Here is a 20,668-nt window from a genome sequence, read left to right on the forward strand (position 1 = left end):
TGATCTGGGGGATTGGTTCAAAGGCATCGCCTCAATCGACCGCATGCCGAAGATCGAGGATGCAGGGTGTCTTGCCTTCAATTCGATCAGTGCATTTGCCCGCTCTGACCCTGAGGTCAATGCCCGAATCGAACGCTACCTGACCGCGCTGGAAGGGCGGTTCGCGGCGATTCTAAGCCGGGCAAAGAAAGACGGGGCCATCCGTTCCGAGGTCGATCCACCTGAGGCCGCCCGGGTGCTGATCAGCCTTTTGTTGGGCCTGCATACGATCATGAAAGCCCGAACCTCGGACCAGTTCCCGCAGACCTATGCAGACGCAGCCGCCGGGCTGATCGACGGGTGGAAGGCACGATAAAGACCGCTTTTTTCGATGAACGTAAAGAGCCATAGGCACCGATGAACATCCGCTCGGCTATTAGGTGTCAGCCGGTGCATAGCTTCCGTCTTTGCAGTGCGTTTCGCGACCGCTAAGCGGTGGCGTAAAAACGCAGACAAGCCTTAAATCGGCGTCTGTGGCTTGCACCACGTGCCGGTCATGCTGATCCAATGCGTAAAGAGTGAATGGTTCAAGGAGGTGCCAGATTTTATCATCAGCCGCCCTGATCCGGCCCTTACCCTCGATACAATAACACGCCTCCAGATGATGGGTGTATTCAAGTTCGAGCACTGCGCCCTTTTTGATGATCGTATCCGTCAGCGAAAACCCCATACCATCGGAGGCAAGCAGCAGACGCCTACTGTTCCAGCCCGGACCGGAAACGTCCCGATCTGTCCCAAGGATTTCTTTGAGCGCCGTAACGATCATCTTTCACCGTCTCTTTCCTACCGAACCGCGCGGTTCATCCCACCGTCGGACAGTATACTCTGACCGTTAATATAGCGGGCCGCATCACTGGCGAGAAACACGCAGGTTTGTCCGATTTCCTCGAACGTAGCTGGTCGTTGCGCCGGAATTTCCCGACGGGCTTGTTCGGACAGGTTCACATTCTCGCAGAACCCGGGAAGCAGGTTGTTCATACGGATGTTGTGCCGCGCATAGCGATCCCCGTAGAGCTTTGAGAAACTGTGCAGAGCGCCGCGCAGCATGCTCATGGGGTAGGGCGCGCGTGGCTCGATTGTGTTCATGGACGAGATGTTTACGAATGCACCGCCGCCTTGTTCGATCAAAATGGGCGTGACGATACGGGCGATCTTCACGACATTCAGAACGTACATATCCAGACTTTCGTGCCACAATTCGTCGCTAAGCTCCAATAGCGGCCCGTCAAAATCAGGATCGAAGCCTACCGTTTTGATGGCCTCGGGTACCGACCCCCCGTGCCCCATGTTGCTGACGATTGCATCAATCCGCCCGTATTTGCTCATGGTGTCATCGATCATCGCCTGTAAGTCGTCGACATCCAGAACAGAACCGCGGCGGCCAATGCCCCCAAGCTCCTCGGCCAGTTCAACCGAGCGATTGGACGGCGACATCAGTGAGACTTTGTAACCTGCCTTTGCCATCTCAACGGCGCAGCCCCGGCCAATGCCTTGTCCGGTACCTGTCATCAACGCAACTTTGGTTTCGGGCATGGTATGTCCTTTCAATGGGCGCAAAGCTTGTGAGAATATTCAGTCTGCGTTCAGTGTATCCCCTTGAAACCAGACAGACCTATCGAGTTTTCAGAGCATTGCTGTTAGATTTTCTCACATGACAGAAAACCTCAGGCACCTTCGCGCCCTTCAGGCCTTTGACGAAACCGCAACCCAGTCCAGCCTCACCAAAGCGGCGGATGTGTTGAACGTCACCCACGGGGCGATCAGTCGGCAAATCAAATTGCTGGAACTGCACCTTGGCGTGACACTCTTTCATCGCCGCCCCAATGGCGTTGAACTGACCAGAGCCGGGGAACGTCTGTATCAGTCAACTCGGGGGGCGTTTTCGGCGTTGCAGTTGGGTGTGATGGAGGTGAAGCGATTGCATCACCGCCAGTCGATTACCGTGTCCCTGTCCACGTCGCTGGCGCTCAAATGGCTTGTGCCGTTGCTTACCTCGTTTCAGCAAGACCATCCGGGGATCGCATTGTTGCTGGACACAAATGATGCCTTTGCGGATTTCGATGCGTCCGAGGTCGATGTCGCTCTGCGGTTTGGCGAGCCCGGATGGGGCGGGCTGTATCATGAGCAGATCAAAAAAGAGGAATTGATTGTCGTGGCCGCGCCGTCGCTTGTCGAGAAAGCGCGGCTGCCAATGCGGGCCGAGGACGTGGCTGATCTGCCATTGTTGCACGACGCTTTCAACGTCGGATGGGAAAGCTGGGCTGCACAAGTTGGGCTGGACGCCGATCGGATCAACTCGCAAAGCATCAAATACGTGGATAGCGCTGTTCTGTTGGAGGCGGCGATTGACGGACAGGGCGTGGCACTGGCAAGACATCTCTTGGCGGCAAGAGACTTGGAACTTGGTCGGCTGATCCGTCTCGATGATAGCAGCGTCCCGTTGGATCGTGGGCTCTACTTCGTCTGCCGCCCCGGCGATCAGGAGCGGGTCACGGTGAGAATTTTCAAGAAATGGCTCATGTCGATTTGAATGGCAGTGTTTTTGTGAGGAGTTTCTACTCTGACCAGCCGCAACTTGGCATCGCAGTCTGTCCGCCTAAGACTGATGTTGCCATCTTAACGCAGGATCAAAAATTCGAGCTATCGGTCAGCCGCAAGAAACCTGTTCAGCGCATTGCGGGTGATACGCTCCACTTGTTGATCCTTGCAAATCAGCCCCATGACCCATTCGCAGGTCCCTGCGGTGAAGACTTCGCCTTTGCCGCGCCGCCAAAATAAAATGACGCCATTCCCGCGCGAACTGCGGTCCAGTGTTTCGGCTTAGATCGTACCGAATTGGGCCTTTGCTTTGAACTTCGCATCATCCTTACCGATTTAAACAGTCTCACCCCATATCCCGTGATCCGGCTCGACGTTCCCCCGCAGTCCCGCATGGGCTGCGGTCTACCTTCCGCGATTGGGCGGCAGAAGAGGGCTACGATCACCACATGGCAGAACTGGCACTCGCCCATATACGGTCGAACGTATGGGGCGTGATCCCGTATACATAGACCAGCTGTCTATTGGTGTTGTTGGTGGCATCCAGCCAGACAAATTGAACGGGCTGCTGATCAACTCTGACGATGATGGTTTGTTGGCGCGATTTATACCGATCTGGCCCGACCCCGTTCCGATACAGCGTCCACAATCCATTCCTGATGATGCGTTCATGGAGCGGGCGCTCACCAGGCTACTGTCACTACGTATGGTAGCGGACGAATACGACGTCACGCGGCCTTGGCTCATCCCCTTCACGGAAGAGGCCCGCGACCACCTCGATACGTTACGTAGCTATGTACGGGATTTGGAGGTCAAAGCAGACGGGTTGTTGCTCTCATATATAGGGAAACTCCCCGGAATGACCATTCGGCTTGCCCTGGTGTTGTCATACTTGGACTGGTCAACAAGAATCGAAGACGAAGCACACCAGGTCACGGCAGCGGACTTTGAGCGGGTAGCGTTGTTTGTCACATCCTACGCTTTGCCGATGGCGCAGCGCGCGTATGCAAGTGCGTCGCAGTCAAAAACTGAACGGGCTGCGCGCCGGTTGGTGGCTGTAATCCGGGAACAAGCCTGGGAACGCTTCACATCACGTGAGGTATTGCGCCTGGATCGATCAGGGCTGGCAACCGCTAGTGAGTTAAATCCGACTCTCAAGGCGCTGGAAGAAAGCGATATTATTCGATTGGCCGAGCAAGCATCAAACCCAGCGGGCGGGCGACGTTCTCGACTCTACATGGTCAATCCGATGATCCACCAGGCGCAGTTGCGAATAGTCTCCTGACACAACCGACAGAACTCATACTTGGACAAGTTTTGTCGGTTGCGTCGGTTTTGTCAGATGCATTTTTGTGTCAAAAAAAGAGCAGTTTTAAACATACTCACTTCTAGTCTGACTGCTGGAGTGGAGCGTGCAAGTGCATGAGACACTGAAGCTTAGAAACATTGCAGCGCCGAGCACGATGCTAGTCGCATAAGCAACTGTAAAATAAAAGCTAATCATAAAATCCACCACAAAGCCTCCGCTCTAAGCCTTGTTCTTGCGCTCGAATTTTGATCTCAGTAATTGCGGTAAAAACCGAACACACAGTTAAAAAAATAGGAACGGAAATGAGTAGCGGCGACCTTACAAGTGCTAAAAAGGCGATCAGCAAGGCCAAGAAAGACGGTTCCGGTGAACTCAACCTATCCAGGTTGGGCTTGACAAAACTCCCAACTGAAATAACAGAGCTTGAGAATTTAAGGTTCTTAGATCTCAAGAGCAATAACTTATCAGAATTTCCACAAGAAATTTTTCGCCTCAAGTATCTGAAATACTTGGAGATTTCATTTAATCCGATAGTTGCAATCCCTCCGGAAATTGGTGAGCTTTCTAACCTAGTGGTTCTTTCTATGACTGATTTGGGCATCGAAGAGTTGCCAGTCGAGATCTGTCAACTACAAAACCTGCGAGAACTCTTTGTTGGCCTGAACAAATTATCTAGATTACCTAAGGGGTTCTCACAACTACCTAATCTTCAGGCTCTATATCTTCACAAGAACAATTTCAGTACCTTTCCAAGCGAAATCGCGCACTACAAAACCCTTCAAACACTCACACTCGGTTCGAAACTCAGGAGAATTCCTAGCAGAATTTCTCGTTTCAAAAAACTGAAACGCCTTAGCTTAACTGGAAATAAGCTTGAGTCTATTCCATCAATAATTGGGAGCATAAGTTCCCTAGATGAGCTTCAAATCTCAGGAAACAATATTACTGAAATACCTTCTGAAATTGGTGAACTGGAAGGCCTTACCCAATTTCAAATCTATGATAACCCTCTTCCCGCCTCGCTTTTAAGTGCTGAAAAAGATGGAACAAATGTACTGCTTGCGCAGATAAAAAGCCTAGCAGACCCCAATAAGATTGCCACGCTATCAGAGGCAAAGCTGATGATCACAGGCGAAGGTAAAGTCGGAAAGAGCTGCCTAAGAATGGCGCTCGATGGCTCACTTGATCCTGACCGGGACCTCTTTCACTCGACAACTTGGGGAGTCGACTGCGGAACACTATTTCTATCGGATGAAGGCGCACCCAACGGAAGCATTCAGTTCAATTACTGGGACTTCGGCGGTCAAAAGATTTATCGAATAACTCATCAGTTTTTCTATTCAGATCAAGGACTTTACTTGCTTGTCTGGGATCCACGATTGGGTGAAGAACAGTGCCTCGTCGAGGATTGGTTGGTACGGATTGCCGCGCGTACCGCGGGTGTTGCCAAAGTCATTCTTGTAGCGACCCACGCCGACGCTGATGGTGGCAATTATCACCCTAAACTTGATTTATCTCAGTATGATCCGGAACTACGCGCTCTAGTAGTCGATCAGATAAGTGTCGATAGTTTCTCCGGCAAGAATATTGAAGCACTAAAAACGGCGATCAAAAATCACGTCAAAGGTATGCCGGGGATTAAGAGTCCAATCAACTGCGACTGGGATAACGCGCGACAAGAAGCATTAGACCCAGGCAACTCAGACCCGTGGATGAGTTATCGAGAGTTCGAAGGAATTTGCGCGCACTACGGTATAGAAGACCCACAGGCAGTGCGTTCAATTGCCGCCACGTTCCTCCACCGATTGGGGCGTGGAGTTTGGTATGGGATCGACTGGGAAAATGATGCTTTTTTGAGGGATACGATTGTTAGAGATCCGTCTTGGCTAGCCATGGCCTTCATGGAAATCGTTCAGCATGAACCAACCAAACTTGCGGGAGGAATGCTCGATCACGAAGCACTACCAGATGTTTGGATCAATCACGGGCGCGAAAAAGACGGCTGGCGAGTATTTGACCTGGACGATCACCAGAGGATTATTAGGATGCTGCGCGCTCAAGGAGTTGCGCTTCCAACAAAAGCCTCTGACGGTCAGCGCAGCTTGATTCCCCAACTGGTTTCGTCAGAAAAGCCGGCTCTTCCATGGAACAGTGCGAGTGAATTGTCGCATGAAGCTCGAATCATAAGAATGCGAACCAAAATAGAACCCGCTGTAGATGGTTTCATTTATCGCCTAATTGCTGGGCTAGAACCTTATCACCATTACTTGAATGATGGTCGGGGCGCGTTTTGGCAACTCGGAATGTTCCTTCGCGATTCAGCCGGACGTTTCCGAAATGATGCACTTATAACGCTGAAGCCCGAGCGTAACTTCATAGAGCTTGAGACTACGGTTACAGGAGAAGAGCCAGGCTTGCTTATGCAGCAAATTGATGCTTCGATTACCGAATGCTTAAAGTTCTGGCCAGGGGCGAACCGTGATGATCGTGTTGGGTGTCCACACCATTTTGGCGGCGGCTGGTGTTCTGGCCACTTTAAATTGTCAAATGTCGAACGCTGGCTCAGGCGAAATCAGGAAAACGCAATATGCCATGAGTGCGACCATGTCACACCTCCCTCTGATCTAATTTATGGTTTGCGGTCTCGAGCTCAATCGCAATCGAAATCTGAGCAACTCCTGCACTACCTGGCATTCAAAGAACAGCGACCTGCACCCAAGAGCGTTGTACTTCTCCCAGTCAAGTCCAATTGGAAGGATATAAGAAACTGGGAGATTCTGGGCCGAACACGGTTAAAGGCGCAGTTGCGCTCCGAGTTCAGTGGCGCACTAGTCGCAGAAAAAGAGTTTACTGCTAACCCTGGGTTGTTGAAGTATCTTGGTCCAGTCGCAAAGTTGGGAGCACTATTTTTCGCTGCTACACCTTTGCCGCTAGATCTTTCACCAGGGTTTTCGGAGAGCTTCGGAGAACTTAGTGACTCCTTAGACAAGCTTGGCGATCAGCTGCCAGACGGAGAGCAGAATATCGAAGTTGAGTCAGTGAGTGATGACAAAAATCTTGCACTGGTTGAGGCATTTCTCGAGGCAATTGACCTGTCGCCCAAACTAAACGGCATGGACTTGGAACGCGCGCCTGACGGCAATTGGTACTGGATGACCGCAGACGAAGTTAACCAACACAGGCCCATACAAGCTTCGATCGAAGCAGCCAACGACACCTAAGAAAGACCAAAATTTAATTCCACTGCCGGTTCGCCGTCTTGGCCTTAAGCCAAAGACTGGCGAGCCGGTTTAAGCCCACCCGATATATGTTTTGAAGAAATGTCTGGCACTAGGAAGATGCTGTGCCATTGGCCATCGAGATTCTACACTTTGGAAGCACCAATGCTTGGCTTCCTTCCTCTTGCCAAACGACTGGTCAACTCTACGAGAGGGATCAAATGGGGGATACAACCCAGGTCCCCATATTTTATATTATTAAAATAAAATAATAAGAAGACTAGTGGCGGAGAGACAGGGATTCGAACCCTGGGTGGGCTTGCACCCACAACGGTTTTCGAGACCGCCCCGTTCGACCACTCCGGCACCTCTCCGCGGGGGTCTGTGAGGGGGGGATTTAGTGAGGAACGCGCGGGGGTGCAAGCAGAAAATTCCCGAAATTCACCAAGACGGGATTTTCCATTGCCAGACGGCGCAAAACACCTAGGCTTCTGGGTATGACTTGTCACCTACGCCGCCTCGCTTTGCCCTTTGTTCCGTTGCTTTTGGCCTTGGCCATGTTGCCCGCGCCTACATGGGCCGCCGGGCGCGACCGGATTGAGGCCTTTCTGACCACAACCGGTTTTGACGTGGCGCTGGACAGCATCGCGCTTGCCTCGGCCTCGGCGCCCCGGATGCTGGGAATCGATCCTGAAGGGTTCGGCTCGGACTGGACCCGTCTGACCGACGAGGTGTTCGACACCGAAGACATGCACGAAACCGCGGTGGCCATTCTGGAACAGACGCTGAGCGATGAGGCCCTGAACCATGCCGTAGAATTCTATGCCTCGGATCTGGGGCAGCGGCTGGTCGAGGCGGAAAATGCGTCTCATATGGCCGAAGATGACGACGCCAAACAGCAGCAGGGTCAGGAGATCGTGGCCGGTCTGATCAAAGACGGGTCAAAGCGGGTCGAGAACCTCAAGCGCATGAACGCCGCCATTGATTCCAGCGGAACGGCGTTGCGGGCGCTGCAAGAGGTTCAATTGCGGTTTCTGCTGGCCGCCAGCGCATCCGGAGTGATCGACTTGGAACTGAGCGCTGATGAGCTGCGGCAGATGATGAAGCAGAACGAAACCGGCATGAGACAGGCGCTGCAATTGTCCGCGCTTGCCGGGGCGGCCTATACCTATCGGGCTTTCTCGGATGCCGATGTCATCGCCTATGCCGAGGCGTTGGAACAGCCGCTGATGCAGGAGGTCTATGAGCTTCTCAACGCGGTTCAATACGAAATCATGGCAATGAAGTTCGAGATTCTGGCCTCACGGATGGCGGAATTGCACCCGATACAGGACATCTGATGCGACTGTTTCTGGCGTTTGCCGCCCTGTTTTTGTGGACCATGCCGCTACAGGCCGAGGAAAAGGTCGAACGTCTGCTGCGAGCCCTGCATCTGGATGAAGTCATCGCGATCCTGCAGGATGAGGGTGGCACGATGGGGCAAACCCTGCAGGAGAGCTTTCTGGACAATAAAGGCGGCCAGGTTTTTCAAAACCAGGTCGGCCGGATTTACGACGCCGGCAGAATGCGCCGCCAGGTCATGGATGTGTTCGATCAATCCCTTACCGACAGGGAACTTGACCGCGCCATCCTGTTTTACGAAAGCGATCTGGGTCAGACTATCGTTTCGCTTGAGATCACGGCCCGTATCGCGCTTGCCGATGAAGCCATCGAGGAAATGGCACAGGACGCGTATGAGAACGGCGACAAGGATTCCGAGCTTTACCGTCTGGTCGATGAATACATCCGGATCAACAACCTGATCGAGGAAAACGTTCAGAACTCCATTAGCGCCGATTACAATTTTTTCCGCGGGATGGATCTGGGCGGTGAAGTGGATGACGCCGAGCTTTTGGCCCAGCTTCTGGCGCAAAAGGACAGTATGACAGAAGAGACGCAGACTTGGCTGTATTCTTTCTTTCTGCTGGCGTACCAACCGCTGAGCGATGCGCAGATTCGCGAGAATATCGCGTTTTCACGAACCGAGACGGGCAGGGCGATCAACAACGCCCTGTTTGAAAGCTTTGATCAGATGTTCGACGTAATCTATTTTCAATTGGGTCAGGCGGTCGCGCAGGTGCTGCAAGGGTCCGACCTTTAAGCCTGCATTTGATGTTGACTTTCCTCTGCAATCTATGGATAAGCGCGCATCCCGGCCGGTTTTCCGCGCCGGGTCTCGTTATTATTGACCCATAGGGCATATCCCACGGGTCGTCACACAGCCCGAAAAGGGCGCGCTGTTCGAGGTGGCTGAGGCCGAAAACGCCCGAAAGGGGACCACAGAACGCGGGTATGAAAAGGAAAGACGCATGTTTGCGGTCCTCAAGACTGGCGGCAAGCAGTACAAGGTTCAGGCGGGCGACGTGCTCCGCGTTGAAAAGCTGGCTGCCGACGCAGGTGAAAAAGTTCAATTCAACGATGTTCTGATGCTGGGCGGTGACGCTCCGGTTGTTGGCGCACCTTTCGTTGAAGGCGCGGGCGTACAGGCCGAAGTGATCGAACAGGTCAAAGGTGACAAGGTCATCAAGTTCGTCAAGCGCCGTCGTAAGCACAGCTCGAAGCGTACCGTTGGCCACCGTCAGAAACTGACCCTGGTCAAAATCACCGACATCCTGTCGTCGGGCGCTGACAAGTCGGGCATCAAGGCTGCAACCGGTTCGGCTCCGGCTGGCGAAGCTGCTCCGGCGGCAAAAAAGCCTGCCAAGAAAGCAGAAGCCAAAGCAGAGGCATCCGCCGCCGTTGCCGCTGATGATCTGACCAAGCTGAACGGTGTCGGCCCCGCCGCTGCCAAGAAGCTGGCAGAAGCCGGTATCGAGAGCTTTGCCGCTCTGGCCGCCTTGTCGGACGAGCAGATTGCTGCTATCGACACCATCAAAGTGAAACCCGAATGGGTTGAGCAAGCCAAAGAGCTGGCTCAAGGCTAAGGAGAGAGAGAATGGCACATAAAAAAGCTGGCGGTTCCTCCCGTAACGGTCGCGACTCAGCTGGTCGCCGCCTTGGCGTGAAACTGTATGGTGGCCAGGCAGCCATCGCAGGCAACATCATCGTGCGTCAGCGCGGCACCAAGTTCTGGCCGGGCGAAGGCGTAGGTATGGGCAAAGATCACACCATCTTTGCAACTGTTGATGGCGCCGTGAAGTTCCACAAGGGACTCAAGAACCGCACCTTTATTTCGGTCCTGCCAGTGGCGGAGGCCGCAGAGTAAGCCGAAACCCATAAGGTTTGAAAAATTCATGGGGGACCGGCAGAAAATGCCGGTCCCCTTTCTCGTTTTAACGCAGTTTTGATCAATGGCCCCGATGACACACGCAGCAAGCATTATCCCGTCCCTGGTTCAGGGCCGGATCGCCCCTGCGGTTGAAGATCGGATGGGGCGGAAATATCTGATTGGGACGTTAATTGGTTTCACCGTTGCGTCCGCGATTTACGTGTTGTTCGGAGGAGGAACGAACTCATGAAACTTGAGACAATAATAAACCAGCCGGTCATAGAAACCGAGCGGTTCGACCTGCGCCCGCTGCGTCGGTCGGATATGGGTCTCATTGAACATTACGCAGGCGATGAGCGCGTGGCGCGCATGACCACGTCGATCCCGCACCCTTTGCCGCCCGGCTCGATCGAGGCCTTTGTGACCCGTTCCATGGCCGAGGATCGCGAAGAGGACGTTTGGGTGATGGATGCCACCAAAGATGGCGGACCCGAGCTGATCGGCCTGATCTCATTGACGCGGCTGGATCGCAACCAGACCGAAGTCGGCTATTGGGTCGCGCCGGTCTATTGGAACACCGGCATCGCATCGATGGCGGTCGAGGCGCTGGTCAATGCAAATCCGCTGGAGAACGCCACCATGTTCGCCAGCGTGTTTCAGGATAATCCGGCCTCGGCCCGGGTGCTGACCCATTGCGGGTTCCAGTACCTTGGTGATGCCGAGAATTATTCGGTGGCGCGTGATGCAAACGTGCCCACCTGGACATACAGTAAAAAACTCTGACTTGTGGCCGATGGGGCCTTTGCAGTAGGGGACAGCCATGAAATTTCTCGATCTTGCAAAGGTCTACATCCGGTCCGGGGCCGGAGGTGGCGGCTGCGTCAGCTTTCGGCGCGAAAAATACATCGAATACGGCGGTCCCGATGGCGGCGACGGCGGTAAAGGCGGGTCCGTCTGGGCCGAGGTTGTGGACGGGCTGAACACCCTGATCGACTTCCGTTACCAGCAGCATTTCTTTGCCAAGAACGGCCAGCCCGGTCGCGGTCAGCAGCGCACCGGCAAGGACGGCGACGACATCGTCCTGCGTGTGCCCGTCGGCACCGAGATCCTCGACGAAGACGAAGAGACCGTCATTTGCGACCTGACCGAGGTTGGGCAACGCGTATTGCTGGCCAAGGGTGGCAATGGCGGATTCGGCAACCTGCATTTCAAATCGGCCACCAACCAGGCCCCGCGCCGCGCCAATCCGGGGCAGGCGGGGATCGACCGCACCATCTGGCTGCGGCTGAAACTGATCGCTGATGTGGGTCTGTTGGGGATGCCCAACGCGGGCAAGTCAACCTTTCTGGCGGCGACATCGAACGCGCGCCCGAAGATCGCGGATTACCCCTTTACGACGCTGCATCCCAATCTGGGCGTTGTCGGCGTCGATAATGTCGAATTCGTCGTGGCTGATATCCCCGGCCTGATCGAAGGCGCGCATGAAGGCCGCGGGATCGGTGACCGGTTTCTGGGGCACGTAGAACGCTGCGCGGTGTTGCTGCATCTGGTCGATGGCACATCTGAAACCGTTGCCGACGATTATAGAACCATCATCCACGAGCTTGAGGCCTATGGCGGCGAGTTGGCCGAAAAGCCCCGCATCACGGTGCTGAACAAGGTCGACGCGCTGGATGACGAAGAGCGCGATCTGGCCAAAGCTGAGTTGGAAGAGGCCGTCGGCGGCCCCGTCATGAACATGTCCGGCGTGGCTCATCTGGGCGTGACCGAGGTTCTGCGGGCCCTACGCGCTCAGATCGACGAAAACCGCCTGCGGCAGAAGCCCGCTGAGGAGGCGAAGACGTGGCAACCCTGACCTCGGCGAAACGTCTGGTGGTCAAGATCGGGTCCGCTTTGCTGGTGGACCGGAATACGGGGTTGTTACGGTCGGACTGGCTGCATTCACTGGCGCAGGACGTGGCCTGGCTCAAGGGGCAGGGGACGGATGTCATTCTGGTGTCGTCCGGGTCAATCGCTCTGGGTCGCGGGGTGCTGAACCTGCCGATCGAGATCTTGGCGCTGGAACAGTCTCAAGCCGCCGCTGCCGTTGGCCAAATTCGGTTGGCCCGTGCGTATGAAGAGGCTCTGACCCCGCACAAGATCACCACTGCGCAGGTGCTGGTAACTCTGGAAGACAGCGCTGACCGCCGCCGTTACCTGAATTCACGCGCGACGCTTGAGACATTGCTGAGCCTCGGTGTCGTTCCGATCGTCAACGAAAACGACACCGTTGCGACGGATGAGATCCGCTATGGCGACAATGACCGACTGGCCGCTCAGATCGCGGTGACCATCGGCGCCGACCAGCTGATCCTGTTGTCGGACGTGGATGGGTTCTATACCGGCAACCCGAACGAGGACGCCTCGGCCACGCGGTATGACTCGATCGACGACATCACCCCCGAGATCGAAGAAATGGCGGGCGATGCCGGGTCGGGCCTGTCCAAGGGCGGCATGAAGACCAAGCTGCTGGCCGCCAAGATGGCTACTGCGGCGGGTTGCGATATGGCGATCACCGAAGGATCACCCCTGAACCCGTTGAAGACGCTTGAGAATGGCGCAAATTGCACCTGGTTCACGGCCACTCTGGATCCGCACGCTGCCCGGAAACGCTGGATTTCGGCGATGAAACCGCGGGGCGAGATTGTGGTGGATGCGGGCGCGGCGCGTGCGCTCGGCAATGGAAAAAGCCTGCTGCCTGCGGGCATTGTCGAAGTGACCGGAGATTTCGGCCGCGGTGATCCGGTGGCGATCCTTGATCCAACCTCGCGCCGATTGGCGCAAGGTCTCAGCCGTTATACCGCGCAAGAGGCGGATGCGATCAAGGGACGAAAGTCCTCGGAGATCGAGGCGACTTTGGGTTATCCGGGGCGGGCCGTTTTGATCCACCGGGACGATTTGGCGCTGTAGGCGCGCAATGCTAAAACACCAGAATACCGACCGAAAGGCACATGAGATGAAGGATTTCGACAGCATTCCCACACTGATGGCCGATCTTGGAAAACGCGCCAAATCGGCCTCGGCCGATCTGGCTTGTGCCAGCGCCGAACGCAAGCACGCCGCCCTGATTGCCGCTGCGGATGCGGTTTGGGCAAACCGGGCCGACATTATCGAGGCAAACAAGAAAGACCTGGAGTTCGGGCGCGAAAAGGGTCTGAGCCCGGCGATGATGGACCGCCTGATGCTGGACGAAACTCGTATTCAGGGCATGGTTGACGGTCTGCGGGCTGTGGCGGATCAGGCTGACCCGGTTGGCGAGGTGCTGACAGAATGGGACATGCCCTCGGGCCTGAACATCCAGCGCGTGCGCACCCCATTGGGTGTGATCGGTGTGATCTATGAAAGCCGCCCGAACGTGACGGCGGACGCCGGCGCACTGTGCCTGAAATCCGGCAACGCCGTGATTCTGCGCGGCGGCTCCGAAAGCTTTCATTCCTCGGGCGCGATTCACGCCTGTCTGGTCGAAGGGCTGAAGGCCGCGAATTTGCCTGAAGACGCGATCCAGCTTGTGCCGACGCGCGACCGTGCCGCTGTGCAGGAATTGCTGACCCTCACCGACTACGTGGACGTCATCGTGCCACGCGGCGGCAAAGGTCTGGTTGGTCTGGTCCAGCGCGAAGCCCGCGTGCCCGTATTCGCACATCTCGAGGGCATCGTTCATATCTACATCGACAAGGCCGCAGATCCGCAAAAAACGCTGGATGTGGTGCTGAACGCCAAGACCCGCCGTACCGGGATTTGCGGTGCCGCCGAGTGCTTGCTGGTCCATCAGGACGTTGCCGAAACGCTGGGCCGGGACGTCATCGCAGCTCTGCTGGCGGCGGGTGTCGAGGTTCACGCCGAAGGCACGCTGGCCACCGAAGGCACGGTTACCGCGACCGCTGAAGATTGGGGCAAAGAGTTCCTCGACAGCATCATTGCAGCCAAACCTGTCGCCGATATCGACGCCGCCATTGCGCATATCCGTCAGTATGGCTCGAACCACACCGACTGTATCATGACCGAGGATGCGGGTGCCGCCGCGCAGTTCTTTGAACGGCTCGACAGCGCGATCCTGATGCACAATGCCTCGACCCAATTCGCCGATGGGGGCGAGTTCGGCATGGGCGCCGAGATCGGTATCGCCACCGGCAAGATGCATGCGCGCGGGCCTGTGGGCGCCGCGCAGCTGACCAGCTTTAAATATCTGGTGCGCGGGAACGGAACGACCCGGTACTAGAACCGGATAACAATGCGGGTTGAGGTGGTTTCTGCCGCAACCCGCCGCCCCATCGACGCAGCGGTTTCGGGCAGCAGCGCAAACTGTACCTGCGCGGGGGTGACCTTGTTGGCAAACCGGCCCAGAGGCAGGTTCTTCCACAGATCATTATCCAGATTCAGCTTGTCGGCGGAACCGGTCACCGACCAAGTGTCCCCGGTATTGGTAATTGTGACTTCACCGCCAAAGGGCATCGCGCTTTCGCAGCACATCAATGCCAGAAACGCCAGTTTCACCTGATTGCGCGGTACCGCTTCGGTCAGGTGCCAGTTGACGCGCACACGGCCAGCCCGTTCAACATCCTTCAGCAGCTCAGACACCTCAGCCCGACCCAGGGGCTGGTCACTGGCCGATCCGAACGCAACGCGGAAGAACCGTATCCGCGCTCCGGCACTGCCGACACTGCCCGAGATCAGCTCCATCTCGGGGCCCTGGGTGGCACCGACCATCTCAAGCAGCTCCAGACCGTTGGTGATCGCGCCAATGGGGCTGATCAGATCGTGACAGATCCGAGAGCCGATCAGCTCGGCCAGGTTGACTGTGGTGTCGCTCATGCGTACCTCCTGCTGCATCTGCTGCCGGACCGGAGCCCAGACATGTCAGACCTCAATGCCATTCTTGCACCGGGCATGTATGTCCGCCACCCCGATTTCCCCGATTGGGGCGTTGGACAGGTGCAGTCCAACATTGGGGGCAAGATCACCGTCAACTTTCGCGAGCAGGGGAAAGTGGTGATTGACGGAACACGCATCGCCCTGATGCCAGTCTTTGATCCGTGAAACTGGTTTAGGAAAGGTTAACAACCCCGCAAATCCGCTCTTGTTGCCATCCCCCTGGAATCTGCGGTATCAGCGCCAAAACAAGAACGGAACCACAAATGCCGGATGCAGGTCCTTCCTTTACCGTCAAACTCGCCGAGACCGAGGACGAATTGCGCGCAGCCCAACGGCTTCGCTATGACGTGTTTGTCCGCGAACTGGGCGGTGGCGGAGAGATGGTCGATCACGAGGCTGGGCTAGAGCGCGACAGGTTCGATCCGTATTTTGACCACATGCTGGCAATCGACAACGTCACCGGCGAAACTGTGGGCGTTTACAGGCTGTTACCGGGCGAACGTGCAATAGAATTGGGACAGTTCTATTCCGAGGACGAATATGACCTGACCATTTTGAAACAAAGTGGCCGCAAGCTGTTGGAACTGGGCCGATCCTGCCTGCATCCCGACTATCGCGGCGGCACGGCGATGTATCACCTGTGGAACGGTCTGGCGGCTTATGTCACCGAACGCGAGATTGAGGTTCTGTTCGGCGTCGCCAGCTTTCACGGCACCGATGTGCAAGAGCTGGCGCAACCCTTGTCGATGCTGCATCACAATCATCTGGCCCCGCCCGATCTGAGGGTGCGGGCGCAGCCGGACGTGTTTCAAACCATGAACCTCGTGGCGCCGGATGATTTGGACCGACGCGCGGCGATGGTGCAGGTTCCGGCGCTGATCAAAGCCTATCTGCGGTTGGGCGGTTTCGTGGGCGAGGGGGCCTTCATCGACCGCGCCTTTAACACAACCGACGTGTGCCTGATCCTCGACACCGCCCGCATGAACGAGCGACAGAAACGTATCTATGGCGGAGCGTAACCCGGTGAACGACGTGCTGTGGAACAGTAAGGATGCGCCGGACCCGATCAATCTGGGGCTGGTGGGCTGGGTTCTGGTTATCCTGCGCGGGGTGCCTCTGGCCCTTTTGGTGTTTGGGGGGCTGGTCGTCCTTCTGACCATTCGCCTGATCGAACTCCCGCTATTCGGCGTGCGCCGTCCGGTCACGCCGTTTATCACGCAATTTGTGTGCCGCAACGCATTTCGCATCCTCGGGATGGGCTTTCGAACCTCAGGGGAGTTGATGCGGCAACGCGGGGCGGTGGTTGCAAACCATACGTCCTGGCTGGACATTTTCGCGCTGAATGCACGCAAGCGGGTCTATTTCGTGTCCAAGGCCGAAGTTGCGAAGTGGCCCGGCATCGGTTGGTTGGCCCGCGCGACAGGAACCGTGTTCATCGAGCGGGACCGCAAGAAAGCCAAAGAACAGACCAAAGTGTTCGAGACCCGCCTTAAAGCCGGCCACAAGCTGCTGTTTTTTCCCGAAGGCACCTCGACCGACGGCCTGCGGGTTCTGCCATTCAAAACAACGCTCTTTGCCGCGTTCTTCGCGGATGAACTGCGTGATTTTATGTATGTGCAGCCGGTTTCGGTGGTCTTTCACGCGCCCGAAGGTCAGCCGGACCGGTTTTATGGCTGGTGGGGCGAGATGGAGTTCGGACCGCATCTGCTGAAGACACTTGGTGCGCGCAGACAGGGTTCCGTGGAACTGATCTATCATGCCCCGGCTAAGGTCAGCGACTTTGAAAACCGCAAGGCGCTGGCTGCGCATTGTGAAGAGGCCGTGCGACATGCGCACAGCTTGGCGCGCATCATAAAATAATGCGCTCAATCATAAAAATTTATGATTTTTCCCTTGTAGGGTGACCTCTGCTGCCGTATACGCGCGCCATTCAAACCCGCAGGCGGGGTTTGGCCTTTTTGAGGGAGACATCCTCATCAAGACCGCCGGTTGGAGCATCTGCTTCTTTCACCCCCGCCCAGGCGTAAACCGGAAAAGGAAAATAGCATGGCTCTTCCCGAGTTCACCATGCGTCAGCTGCTGGAAGCTGGCGTTCACTTTGGTCACCAGACACAGCGTTGGAATCCCCGCATGGGCCCGTTCATCTACGGCTCGCGCAATGGCATCCACATCATGGACCTGACCCAAACCGTTCCGATGCTGGACCAGGCTCTGCAGGCTGTTCGTGACACCGTTGCAAAAGGCGGCCGCGTTCTGTTCGTTGGTACCAAGCGTCAGGCCGCCGGCCCGATCGCTGAAGCGGCTGAAAAGTCGGCTCAGTACTTCATGAACCACCGCTGGCTGGGCGGCACGCTGACCAACTGGAAAACCGTTTCCCAGTCGATCAACCGTCTGAACCAGATCGACGAAGCCATGGAATCGGGCGCCGAAGGCCTGACCAAGAAAGAGCGTCTGGGCATGGAGCGTGACCAGGCCAAGCTGCAGGCTTCGCTGGGCGGCATCCGTGAGATGGGCGGCGTTCCGGACCTGCTGTTCGTCATCGACGTCAAAAAAGAAGCACTGGCCATCGCCGAAGCCAACAAGCTGGGTATCCCGGTTGTGGCTGTTGTCGACACCAACTGCTCGCCCGACGGCGTTGACTACATCATCCCCGGCAACGACGACGCAGCCCGTGCGATCGCTCTGTATTGTGACCTGGCCGCACGTGCCGCTCTGGACGGCATGACCGCTCAGATGGGTGCAGCAGGCGTTGACCTGGGTGCGTTCGAAGAAGCGCCGGTTGAAGAAGCCGTTGCAGAAGAAGCGCCGGCCGAAGCAGAAGCATCTGCCGAAGCGTAAGCTGCCCGTCACGTAAATGACATATGGGGCAGGGTATGACCTGCCCCAATTCCGTTTGAATTGAGGAGAGCCAAGAGATGGCAATCACAGCAGCAATGGTTAAAGAACTGCGCGACCAGACCGGCGCAGGCATGATGGACGCAAAAAAAGCGCTGACCGAAACCGGCGGCAACATGGACGAAGCCGTTGATTGGCTGCGCACCAAAGGTCTGGCCAAAGCAGCCAAGAAATCGGGCCGTACCGCAGCAGAAGGTCTGGTTGCGGTTCACGTCAACGGCGGCAACGGTGTTGCTGTCGAAGTAAACTCGGAAACCGACTTCGTTGCGAAAAACGCCGAGTTCCAGGAAATGGTCGGCAAGATCGCTTACGCAGCCGAAGGCGTTGCAGATGTCGACGCGCTGCTGGCGGCTGACCTGGGTGGCAAGAACGTGGCTGACACTCTGACCGACAAGATCGCCACCATCGGCGAGAACATGTCGGTGCGCCGCATGGCCAAGCTGTCGGGCGACACTGTTGTGTCCTACGTCCACAACGCAGCCACCAACGGCATGGGCAAAATCGGCGTTCTGGTTGCTCTGACCGGTGGCGACGAAGCGATCGGCAAGCAGGTTGCGATGCACATCGCGGCGGTAAACCCGGCAGCTCTGTCCGAAGCGGACATGGACCCGGCCGTTGTCGAGAAAGAAAAGCAGGTTCAGATGGACATCGCCCGCGAATCCGGCAAGCCGGAGCAGGTGATCGAGAAAATGATCGAAGGCCGTATGAAGAAATTCGTCGCGGAATCGACCCTGCTGAACCAGCAGTTCGTTGTGAACCCTGACCTGACCGTTGAAGCAGCGGCCAAAGAAGCGGGCGCAACCATCACCGGCTTCATCCGTCTGGAAGTTGGCGAAGGCATCGTGGTCGAAAAAGAAGACTTCGCAGCCGAAGTTGCCAAGGCCGCTCAGGGCTAAGGACTATCTCCGGGCCTCGCAAGGGGTCCGGACACACAAATGTCGAAACCGGTTGCGCAAAACGTGACCGGTTTTTTCGTGCGGAAATAAAAAAAGACGCCGAAGCGTCTTGGTGTTCGTTGAATTGATTGAGGGGCCCCGCATGATGGGGATGGTCGAGGCCCCCCAAAATTCCGGCAATCGGACGCGGCAAATAGGCGCCTTCTTGTCAGAGCGGTTGGAGAGCCCTGGTATTGCAAAGATCCAACCAAATGTTCCCTGGCTAAAGCCACCACTCACGGAACCATCTCACTTTGCAACTCCGCCTCAGGAATGGAAAGTCATGTTTTCCTTACCTAGGGTAAATTGACGCAATTTGGCGTCAGATTTCGGGGGGCTAAGCCTCCATAACGAACATCTGATTCTGCAATGACGCCTTCAGAACTGCCTGCGCTGTGGTTTCCACGGAAAGGGCCTCACGCGCCAGGCGCAGGTGCTTTTCAACCGTTGCCGAAGTCAGTCCCATCAGCAACGCGATGTCCTGCGTGGTCTTGCCGTCTCCGACCCATTGCAACGCCTCGCGCTGGCGTTTGGTCAAAGCCCGATTGGGGGCGTTGTAGGGCAGGGTGAGGATTTTCAGATGCGCGACGTTGTTCATCAGCAGGATGTCATCGCCGTGCTCGGCCCACATCGCATCCACTTCGGCCTGACTGGCCGCGCCTCCGGACGACAGGGAAATTGCCCCTTTCGACCGCATCGAGACCGAAGTGAAGCTGACCGTGTACCCGAAGGTCACGCCTTGCGACCGGTTGAATTCCAGAACGTCCAGCTCTTGCGCCGTCAGCTTGCCGTTGGCCACCATGTCCTGCGCGATGTTCCAACTGGCTGCGCCTTCATTGTGCAACGCCCATTTCAGCATCGGAGCATGGAAATACATCCCATCCCGCAGGAACCCGTCCAGATAGGATTTTTCATGATTGGTCAGAATCACGAAATCCTCGGGGTCACCAAGTGAGGTCGCCGTTCGGTATTGGGTGTACCCATAGATCAGCCGGTCAAAACCGAAACTTGCCATCTGGCGACAATGGGCATCCCAAAGCTCTTCCAGAGTTTTGGTGTAGCTGAGGAAATGCAGATATTCACTCAGCGTCATGCAGAAGACCCACTTTTCAGGTGCGCGGCCAATGCGTCCAGCGCCAGCACATAGCCCTGTGCGCCAAAGCCGCAAATCTGGCCGACAGCGACCTTTGAAATATACGACAGGTGCCGGAACGTCTCACGCGCGTGGATGTTGGACAGATGCACCTCGATCACCGGAAGCTCGACCGACGCGATTGCATCCATCAGAGCGATGGAGGTGTGGGTAAAGGCGCCGGCGTTCAGCACGATCCCGTCCTGATCCCCCTTGGCCTCATGAATGGCGTCAATCAGCGCCCCTTCGTGGTTGGACTGAAAGCACGAAACCTCAACCCCTATGGAGGCCCCATGGTTCAGGCACAAGTCCTCAACCATTTCCAACGTGGTGCTGCCATAAACCTCGGGCTGCCTTGTGCCCAGAAGGTTCAGGTTTGGACCGTTCAAAATCAGAGCTTTGTGCATTACTTCACTGTTCCCATGGGAAATTCATAGACGCTAA

Annotated in this window: 23 protein-coding genes and 1 tRNA gene; 18 read left to right on the top strand and 6 right to left on the bottom strand. The window is 56.2% G+C overall.

Features of this window, described 5'->3' with window-relative positions; all coding sequences use genetic code 11:
• A partial coding sequence (locus ACR0DO_RS14650) for a TetR family transcriptional regulator C-terminal domain-containing protein (protein WP_480559778.1) occupies positions 1–355 on the top strand: 355 nt, incomplete at its 5' end.
• A gap of 60 nt (positions 356–415) precedes the next feature.
• Here the strand turns inward: ACR0DO_RS14650 and ACR0DO_RS14655 are convergent.
• On the bottom strand, positions 416–805 hold the full coding sequence (locus ACR0DO_RS14655; RefSeq protein WP_170671444.1) for an ectoine synthase: 390 nt from the start codon (positions 803–805) through the stop codon (positions 416–418).
• A gap of 17 nt (positions 806–822) precedes the next feature.
• A complete protein-coding gene (locus tag ACR0DO_RS14660; protein ID WP_170671447.1) occupies positions 823–1,572 on the bottom strand; it encodes an SDR family oxidoreductase in 750 nt (249 codons plus the stop codon).
• A gap of 118 nt (positions 1,573–1,690) precedes the next feature.
• On the opposite strand from ACR0DO_RS14660, the gene ACR0DO_RS14665 reads away from it, so the two are divergent.
• The 4 genes from ACR0DO_RS14665 to ACR0DO_RS14680 all read left to right on the top strand — a co-directional run bounded on the left by ACR0DO_RS14665 (position 1,691) and on the right by ACR0DO_RS14680 (position 7,107).
• Complete coding sequence (locus tag ACR0DO_RS14665; RefSeq protein WP_480559780.1) at positions 1,691–2,569, top strand: LysR substrate-binding domain-containing protein; 879 nt, start codon at positions 1,691–1,693, stop codon at positions 2,567–2,569.
• Positions 2,551–2,817, top strand: coding sequence for a hypothetical protein (locus ACR0DO_RS14670; RefSeq protein ID WP_480559782.1), 267 nt, complete (start codon positions 2,551–2,553; stop codon positions 2,815–2,817). Before ACR0DO_RS14665 ends, ACR0DO_RS14670 begins: the two co-directional genes overlap by 19 nt.
• A 247-nt stretch (positions 2,818–3,064) precedes the next feature.
• Positions 3,065–3,862 (top strand): DUF3987 domain-containing protein, encoded by a 798-nt coding sequence (locus tag ACR0DO_RS14675; protein ID WP_480559784.1) that lies wholly within the window; start codon positions 3,065–3,067, stop codon positions 3,860–3,862.
• Positions 3,863–4,188: 326 nt separating this feature from the next.
• The gene (locus ACR0DO_RS14680) at positions 4,189–7,107 is read left to right on the top strand and encodes a leucine-rich repeat domain-containing protein (RefSeq protein WP_480559786.1); all 2,919 of its coding nucleotides are present in this window, start codon (positions 4,189–4,191) and stop codon (positions 7,105–7,107) included.
• A 281-nt stretch (positions 7,108–7,388) separates the two neighbouring features.
• On the opposite strand, the gene ACR0DO_RS14685 is transcribed toward ACR0DO_RS14680, so the two are convergent.
• Positions 7,389–7,478 (bottom strand) — tRNA-Ser (locus ACR0DO_RS14685).
• Positions 7,479–7,661: 183 nt separating this feature from the next.
• On the opposite strand from ACR0DO_RS14685, the gene ACR0DO_RS14690 reads away from it, so the two are divergent.
• The 8 genes from ACR0DO_RS14690 to ACR0DO_RS14725 all read left to right on the top strand — a co-directional run bounded on the left by ACR0DO_RS14690 (position 7,662) and on the right by ACR0DO_RS14725 (position 14,609).
• Positions 7,662–8,444: a DUF2059 domain-containing protein gene (locus ACR0DO_RS14690; protein WP_480559788.1), complete on the top strand. Its 783-nt coding sequence runs from the start codon at positions 7,662–7,664 to the stop codon at positions 8,442–8,444.
• Positions 8,444–9,244, top strand: coding sequence for a DUF2059 domain-containing protein (locus ACR0DO_RS14695; protein ID WP_480559790.1), 801 nt, complete (start codon positions 8,444–8,446; stop codon positions 9,242–9,244). Before ACR0DO_RS14690 ends, ACR0DO_RS14695 begins: the two co-directional genes overlap by 1 nt.
• Positions 9,245–9,452: 208 nt before the next feature.
• Positions 9,453–10,067: a 50S ribosomal protein L21 gene (locus ACR0DO_RS14700; RefSeq protein ID WP_480559792.1), complete on the top strand. Its 615-nt coding sequence runs from the start codon at positions 9,453–9,455 to the stop codon at positions 10,065–10,067.
• Between the two features lie 11 nt (positions 10,068–10,078).
• Positions 10,079–10,348, top strand: a complete 270-nt coding sequence (gene rpmA / locus ACR0DO_RS14705) for a 50S ribosomal protein L27 (protein ID WP_010440093.1) — start codon at positions 10,079–10,081, stop codon at positions 10,346–10,348.
• Between the two features lie 249 nt (positions 10,349–10,597).
• Complete coding sequence (locus ACR0DO_RS14710; protein WP_170442718.1) at positions 10,598–11,134, top strand: GNAT family N-acetyltransferase; 537 nt, start codon at positions 10,598–10,600, stop codon at positions 11,132–11,134.
• 37 nt (positions 11,135–11,171) lie between these two features.
• Complete coding sequence (gene obgE / locus ACR0DO_RS14715; RefSeq protein WP_480559794.1) at positions 11,172–12,206, top strand: GTPase ObgE; 1,035 nt, start codon at positions 11,172–11,174, stop codon at positions 12,204–12,206.
• Complete coding sequence (gene proB / locus ACR0DO_RS14720; protein ID WP_480559796.1) at positions 12,194–13,300, top strand: glutamate 5-kinase; 1,107 nt, start codon at positions 12,194–12,196, stop codon at positions 13,298–13,300. The genes obgE and proB overlap by 13 nt, the downstream gene beginning before the upstream one ends.
• Positions 13,301–13,346: 46 nt before the next feature.
• Entirely contained in the window at positions 13,347–14,609 is a 1,263-nt protein-coding gene (locus ACR0DO_RS14725) for a glutamate-5-semialdehyde dehydrogenase (RefSeq protein ID WP_480560012.1), read from the top strand.
• On the opposite strand, the gene ACR0DO_RS14730 is transcribed toward ACR0DO_RS14725, so the two are convergent.
• Positions 14,606–15,202: a histidine phosphotransferase family protein gene (locus ACR0DO_RS14730; RefSeq protein ID WP_480559798.1), complete on the bottom strand. Its 597-nt coding sequence runs from the start codon at positions 15,200–15,202 to the stop codon at positions 14,606–14,608. The two genes, ACR0DO_RS14725 and ACR0DO_RS14730, sit on opposite strands and share 4 nt — an antisense overlap.
• A gap of 42 nt (positions 15,203–15,244) precedes the next feature.
• Here ACR0DO_RS14730 and ACR0DO_RS14735 point away from each other — a divergent pair, with 42 nt between their 5' ends.
• The 5 genes from ACR0DO_RS14735 to tsf all read left to right on the top strand — a co-directional run bounded on the left by ACR0DO_RS14735 (position 15,245) and on the right by tsf (position 19,053).
• The gene (locus tag ACR0DO_RS14735; RefSeq protein WP_170324899.1) at positions 15,245–15,427 is read left to right on the top strand and encodes a DUF3553 domain-containing protein; all 183 of its coding nucleotides are present in this window, start codon (positions 15,245–15,247) and stop codon (positions 15,425–15,427) included.
• Positions 15,428–15,525: 98 nt separating this feature from the next.
• Entirely contained in the window at positions 15,526–16,281 is a 756-nt protein-coding gene (gene olsB, locus ACR0DO_RS14740; protein ID WP_480559800.1) for an L-ornithine N(alpha)-acyltransferase, read from the top strand.
• Positions 16,268–17,122 (top strand): lyso-ornithine lipid O-acyltransferase, encoded by an 855-nt coding sequence (olsA, locus tag ACR0DO_RS14745; RefSeq protein WP_480559802.1) that lies wholly within the window; start codon positions 16,268–16,270, stop codon positions 17,120–17,122. The genes olsB and olsA overlap by 14 nt, the downstream gene beginning before the upstream one ends.
• 186 nt (positions 17,123–17,308) lie before the next feature.
• Entirely contained in the window at positions 17,309–18,100 is a 792-nt protein-coding gene (gene rpsB, locus ACR0DO_RS14750; RefSeq protein ID WP_170442731.1) for a 30S ribosomal protein S2, read from the top strand.
• A 77-nt stretch (positions 18,101–18,177) separates the two neighbouring features.
• The gene (gene tsf, locus ACR0DO_RS14755) at positions 18,178–19,053 is read left to right on the top strand and encodes a translation elongation factor Ts (RefSeq protein WP_170442733.1); all 876 of its coding nucleotides are present in this window, start codon (positions 18,178–18,180) and stop codon (positions 19,051–19,053) included.
• Positions 19,054–19,429: 376 nt separating this feature from the next.
• Here tsf and ACR0DO_RS14760 read toward each other — a convergent pair whose 3' ends face one another.
• On the bottom strand, positions 19,430–20,185 hold the full coding sequence (locus ACR0DO_RS14760) for a helix-turn-helix transcriptional regulator (RefSeq protein ID WP_480559804.1): 756 nt from the start codon (positions 20,183–20,185) through the stop codon (positions 19,430–19,432).
• Positions 20,182–20,631 (bottom strand): type II 3-dehydroquinate dehydratase, encoded by a 450-nt coding sequence (gene aroQ, locus ACR0DO_RS14765; RefSeq protein WP_480559806.1) that lies wholly within the window; start codon positions 20,629–20,631, stop codon positions 20,182–20,184. The genes ACR0DO_RS14760 and aroQ overlap by 4 nt, the downstream gene beginning before the upstream one ends.
• Positions 20,632–20,668: the final 37 nt, after the last annotated feature.

The organism is Ruegeria sp. AM9 (assembly GCF_056540565.1).

Excerpts from the sequence above, each read along its gene's own strand:
- rpsB (WP_170442731.1), top strand. The coding sequence starts at position 17,309 with ATGGCTCTTCCCGAGTTCACCATGCGTCAGCTGCTGGAAGCTGGCGTT.
- olsB (WP_480559800.1), top strand. The coding sequence starts at position 15,526 with ATGCCGGATGCAGGTCCTTCCTTTACCGTCAAACTCGCCGAGACCGAG.
- ACR0DO_RS14695 (WP_480559790.1), top strand. The coding sequence starts at position 8,444 with ATGCGACTGTTTCTGGCGTTTGCCGCCCTGTTTTTGTGGACCATGCCG.
- ACR0DO_RS14660 (WP_170671447.1), bottom strand. The coding sequence starts at position 1,572 with ATGCCCGAAACCAAAGTTGCGTTGATGACAGGTACCGGACAAGGCATT.
- ACR0DO_RS14710 (WP_170442718.1), top strand. The coding sequence starts at position 10,598 with ATGAAACTTGAGACAATAATAAACCAGCCGGTCATAGAAACCGAGCGG.
- ACR0DO_RS14760 (WP_480559804.1), bottom strand. The coding sequence starts at position 20,185 with ATGACGCTGAGTGAATATCTGCATTTCCTCAGCTACACCAAAACTCTG.
- ACR0DO_RS14700 (WP_480559792.1), top strand. The coding sequence starts at position 9,453 with ATGTTTGCGGTCCTCAAGACTGGCGGCAAGCAGTACAAGGTTCAGGCG.
- ACR0DO_RS14735 (WP_170324899.1), top strand. The coding sequence starts at position 15,245 with ATGTCAGACCTCAATGCCATTCTTGCACCGGGCATGTATGTCCGCCAC.
- ACR0DO_RS14690 (WP_480559788.1), top strand. The coding sequence starts at position 7,662 with ATGTTGCCCGCGCCTACATGGGCCGCCGGGCGCGACCGGATTGAGGCC.
- ACR0DO_RS14725 (WP_480560012.1), top strand. The coding sequence starts at position 13,347 with ATGAAGGATTTCGACAGCATTCCCACACTGATGGCCGATCTTGGAAAA.
- ACR0DO_RS14680 (WP_480559786.1), top strand. The coding sequence starts at position 4,189 with ATGAGTAGCGGCGACCTTACAAGTGCTAAAAAGGCGATCAGCAAGGCC.
- tsf (WP_170442733.1), top strand. The coding sequence starts at position 18,178 with ATGGCAATCACAGCAGCAATGGTTAAAGAACTGCGCGACCAGACCGGC.
- obgE (WP_480559794.1), top strand. The coding sequence starts at position 11,172 with ATGAAATTTCTCGATCTTGCAAAGGTCTACATCCGGTCCGGGGCCGGA.
- ACR0DO_RS14730 (WP_480559798.1), bottom strand. The coding sequence starts at position 15,202 with ATGAGCGACACCACAGTCAACCTGGCCGAGCTGATCGGCTCTCGGATC.
- ACR0DO_RS14675 (WP_480559784.1), top strand. The coding sequence starts at position 3,065 with ATGGGGCGTGATCCCGTATACATAGACCAGCTGTCTATTGGTGTTGTT.
- ACR0DO_RS14670 (WP_480559782.1), top strand. The coding sequence starts at position 2,551 with ATGGCTCATGTCGATTTGAATGGCAGTGTTTTTGTGAGGAGTTTCTAC.
- ACR0DO_RS14665 (WP_480559780.1), top strand. The coding sequence starts at position 1,691 with ATGACAGAAAACCTCAGGCACCTTCGCGCCCTTCAGGCCTTTGACGAA.
- olsA (WP_480559802.1), top strand. The coding sequence starts at position 16,268 with ATGGCGGAGCGTAACCCGGTGAACGACGTGCTGTGGAACAGTAAGGAT.
- rpmA (WP_010440093.1), top strand. The coding sequence starts at position 10,079 with ATGGCACATAAAAAAGCTGGCGGTTCCTCCCGTAACGGTCGCGACTCA.
- aroQ (WP_480559806.1), bottom strand. The coding sequence starts at position 20,631 with ATGCACAAAGCTCTGATTTTGAACGGTCCAAACCTGAACCTTCTGGGC.
- ACR0DO_RS14655 (WP_170671444.1), bottom strand. The coding sequence starts at position 805 with ATGATCGTTACGGCGCTCAAAGAAATCCTTGGGACAGATCGGGACGTT.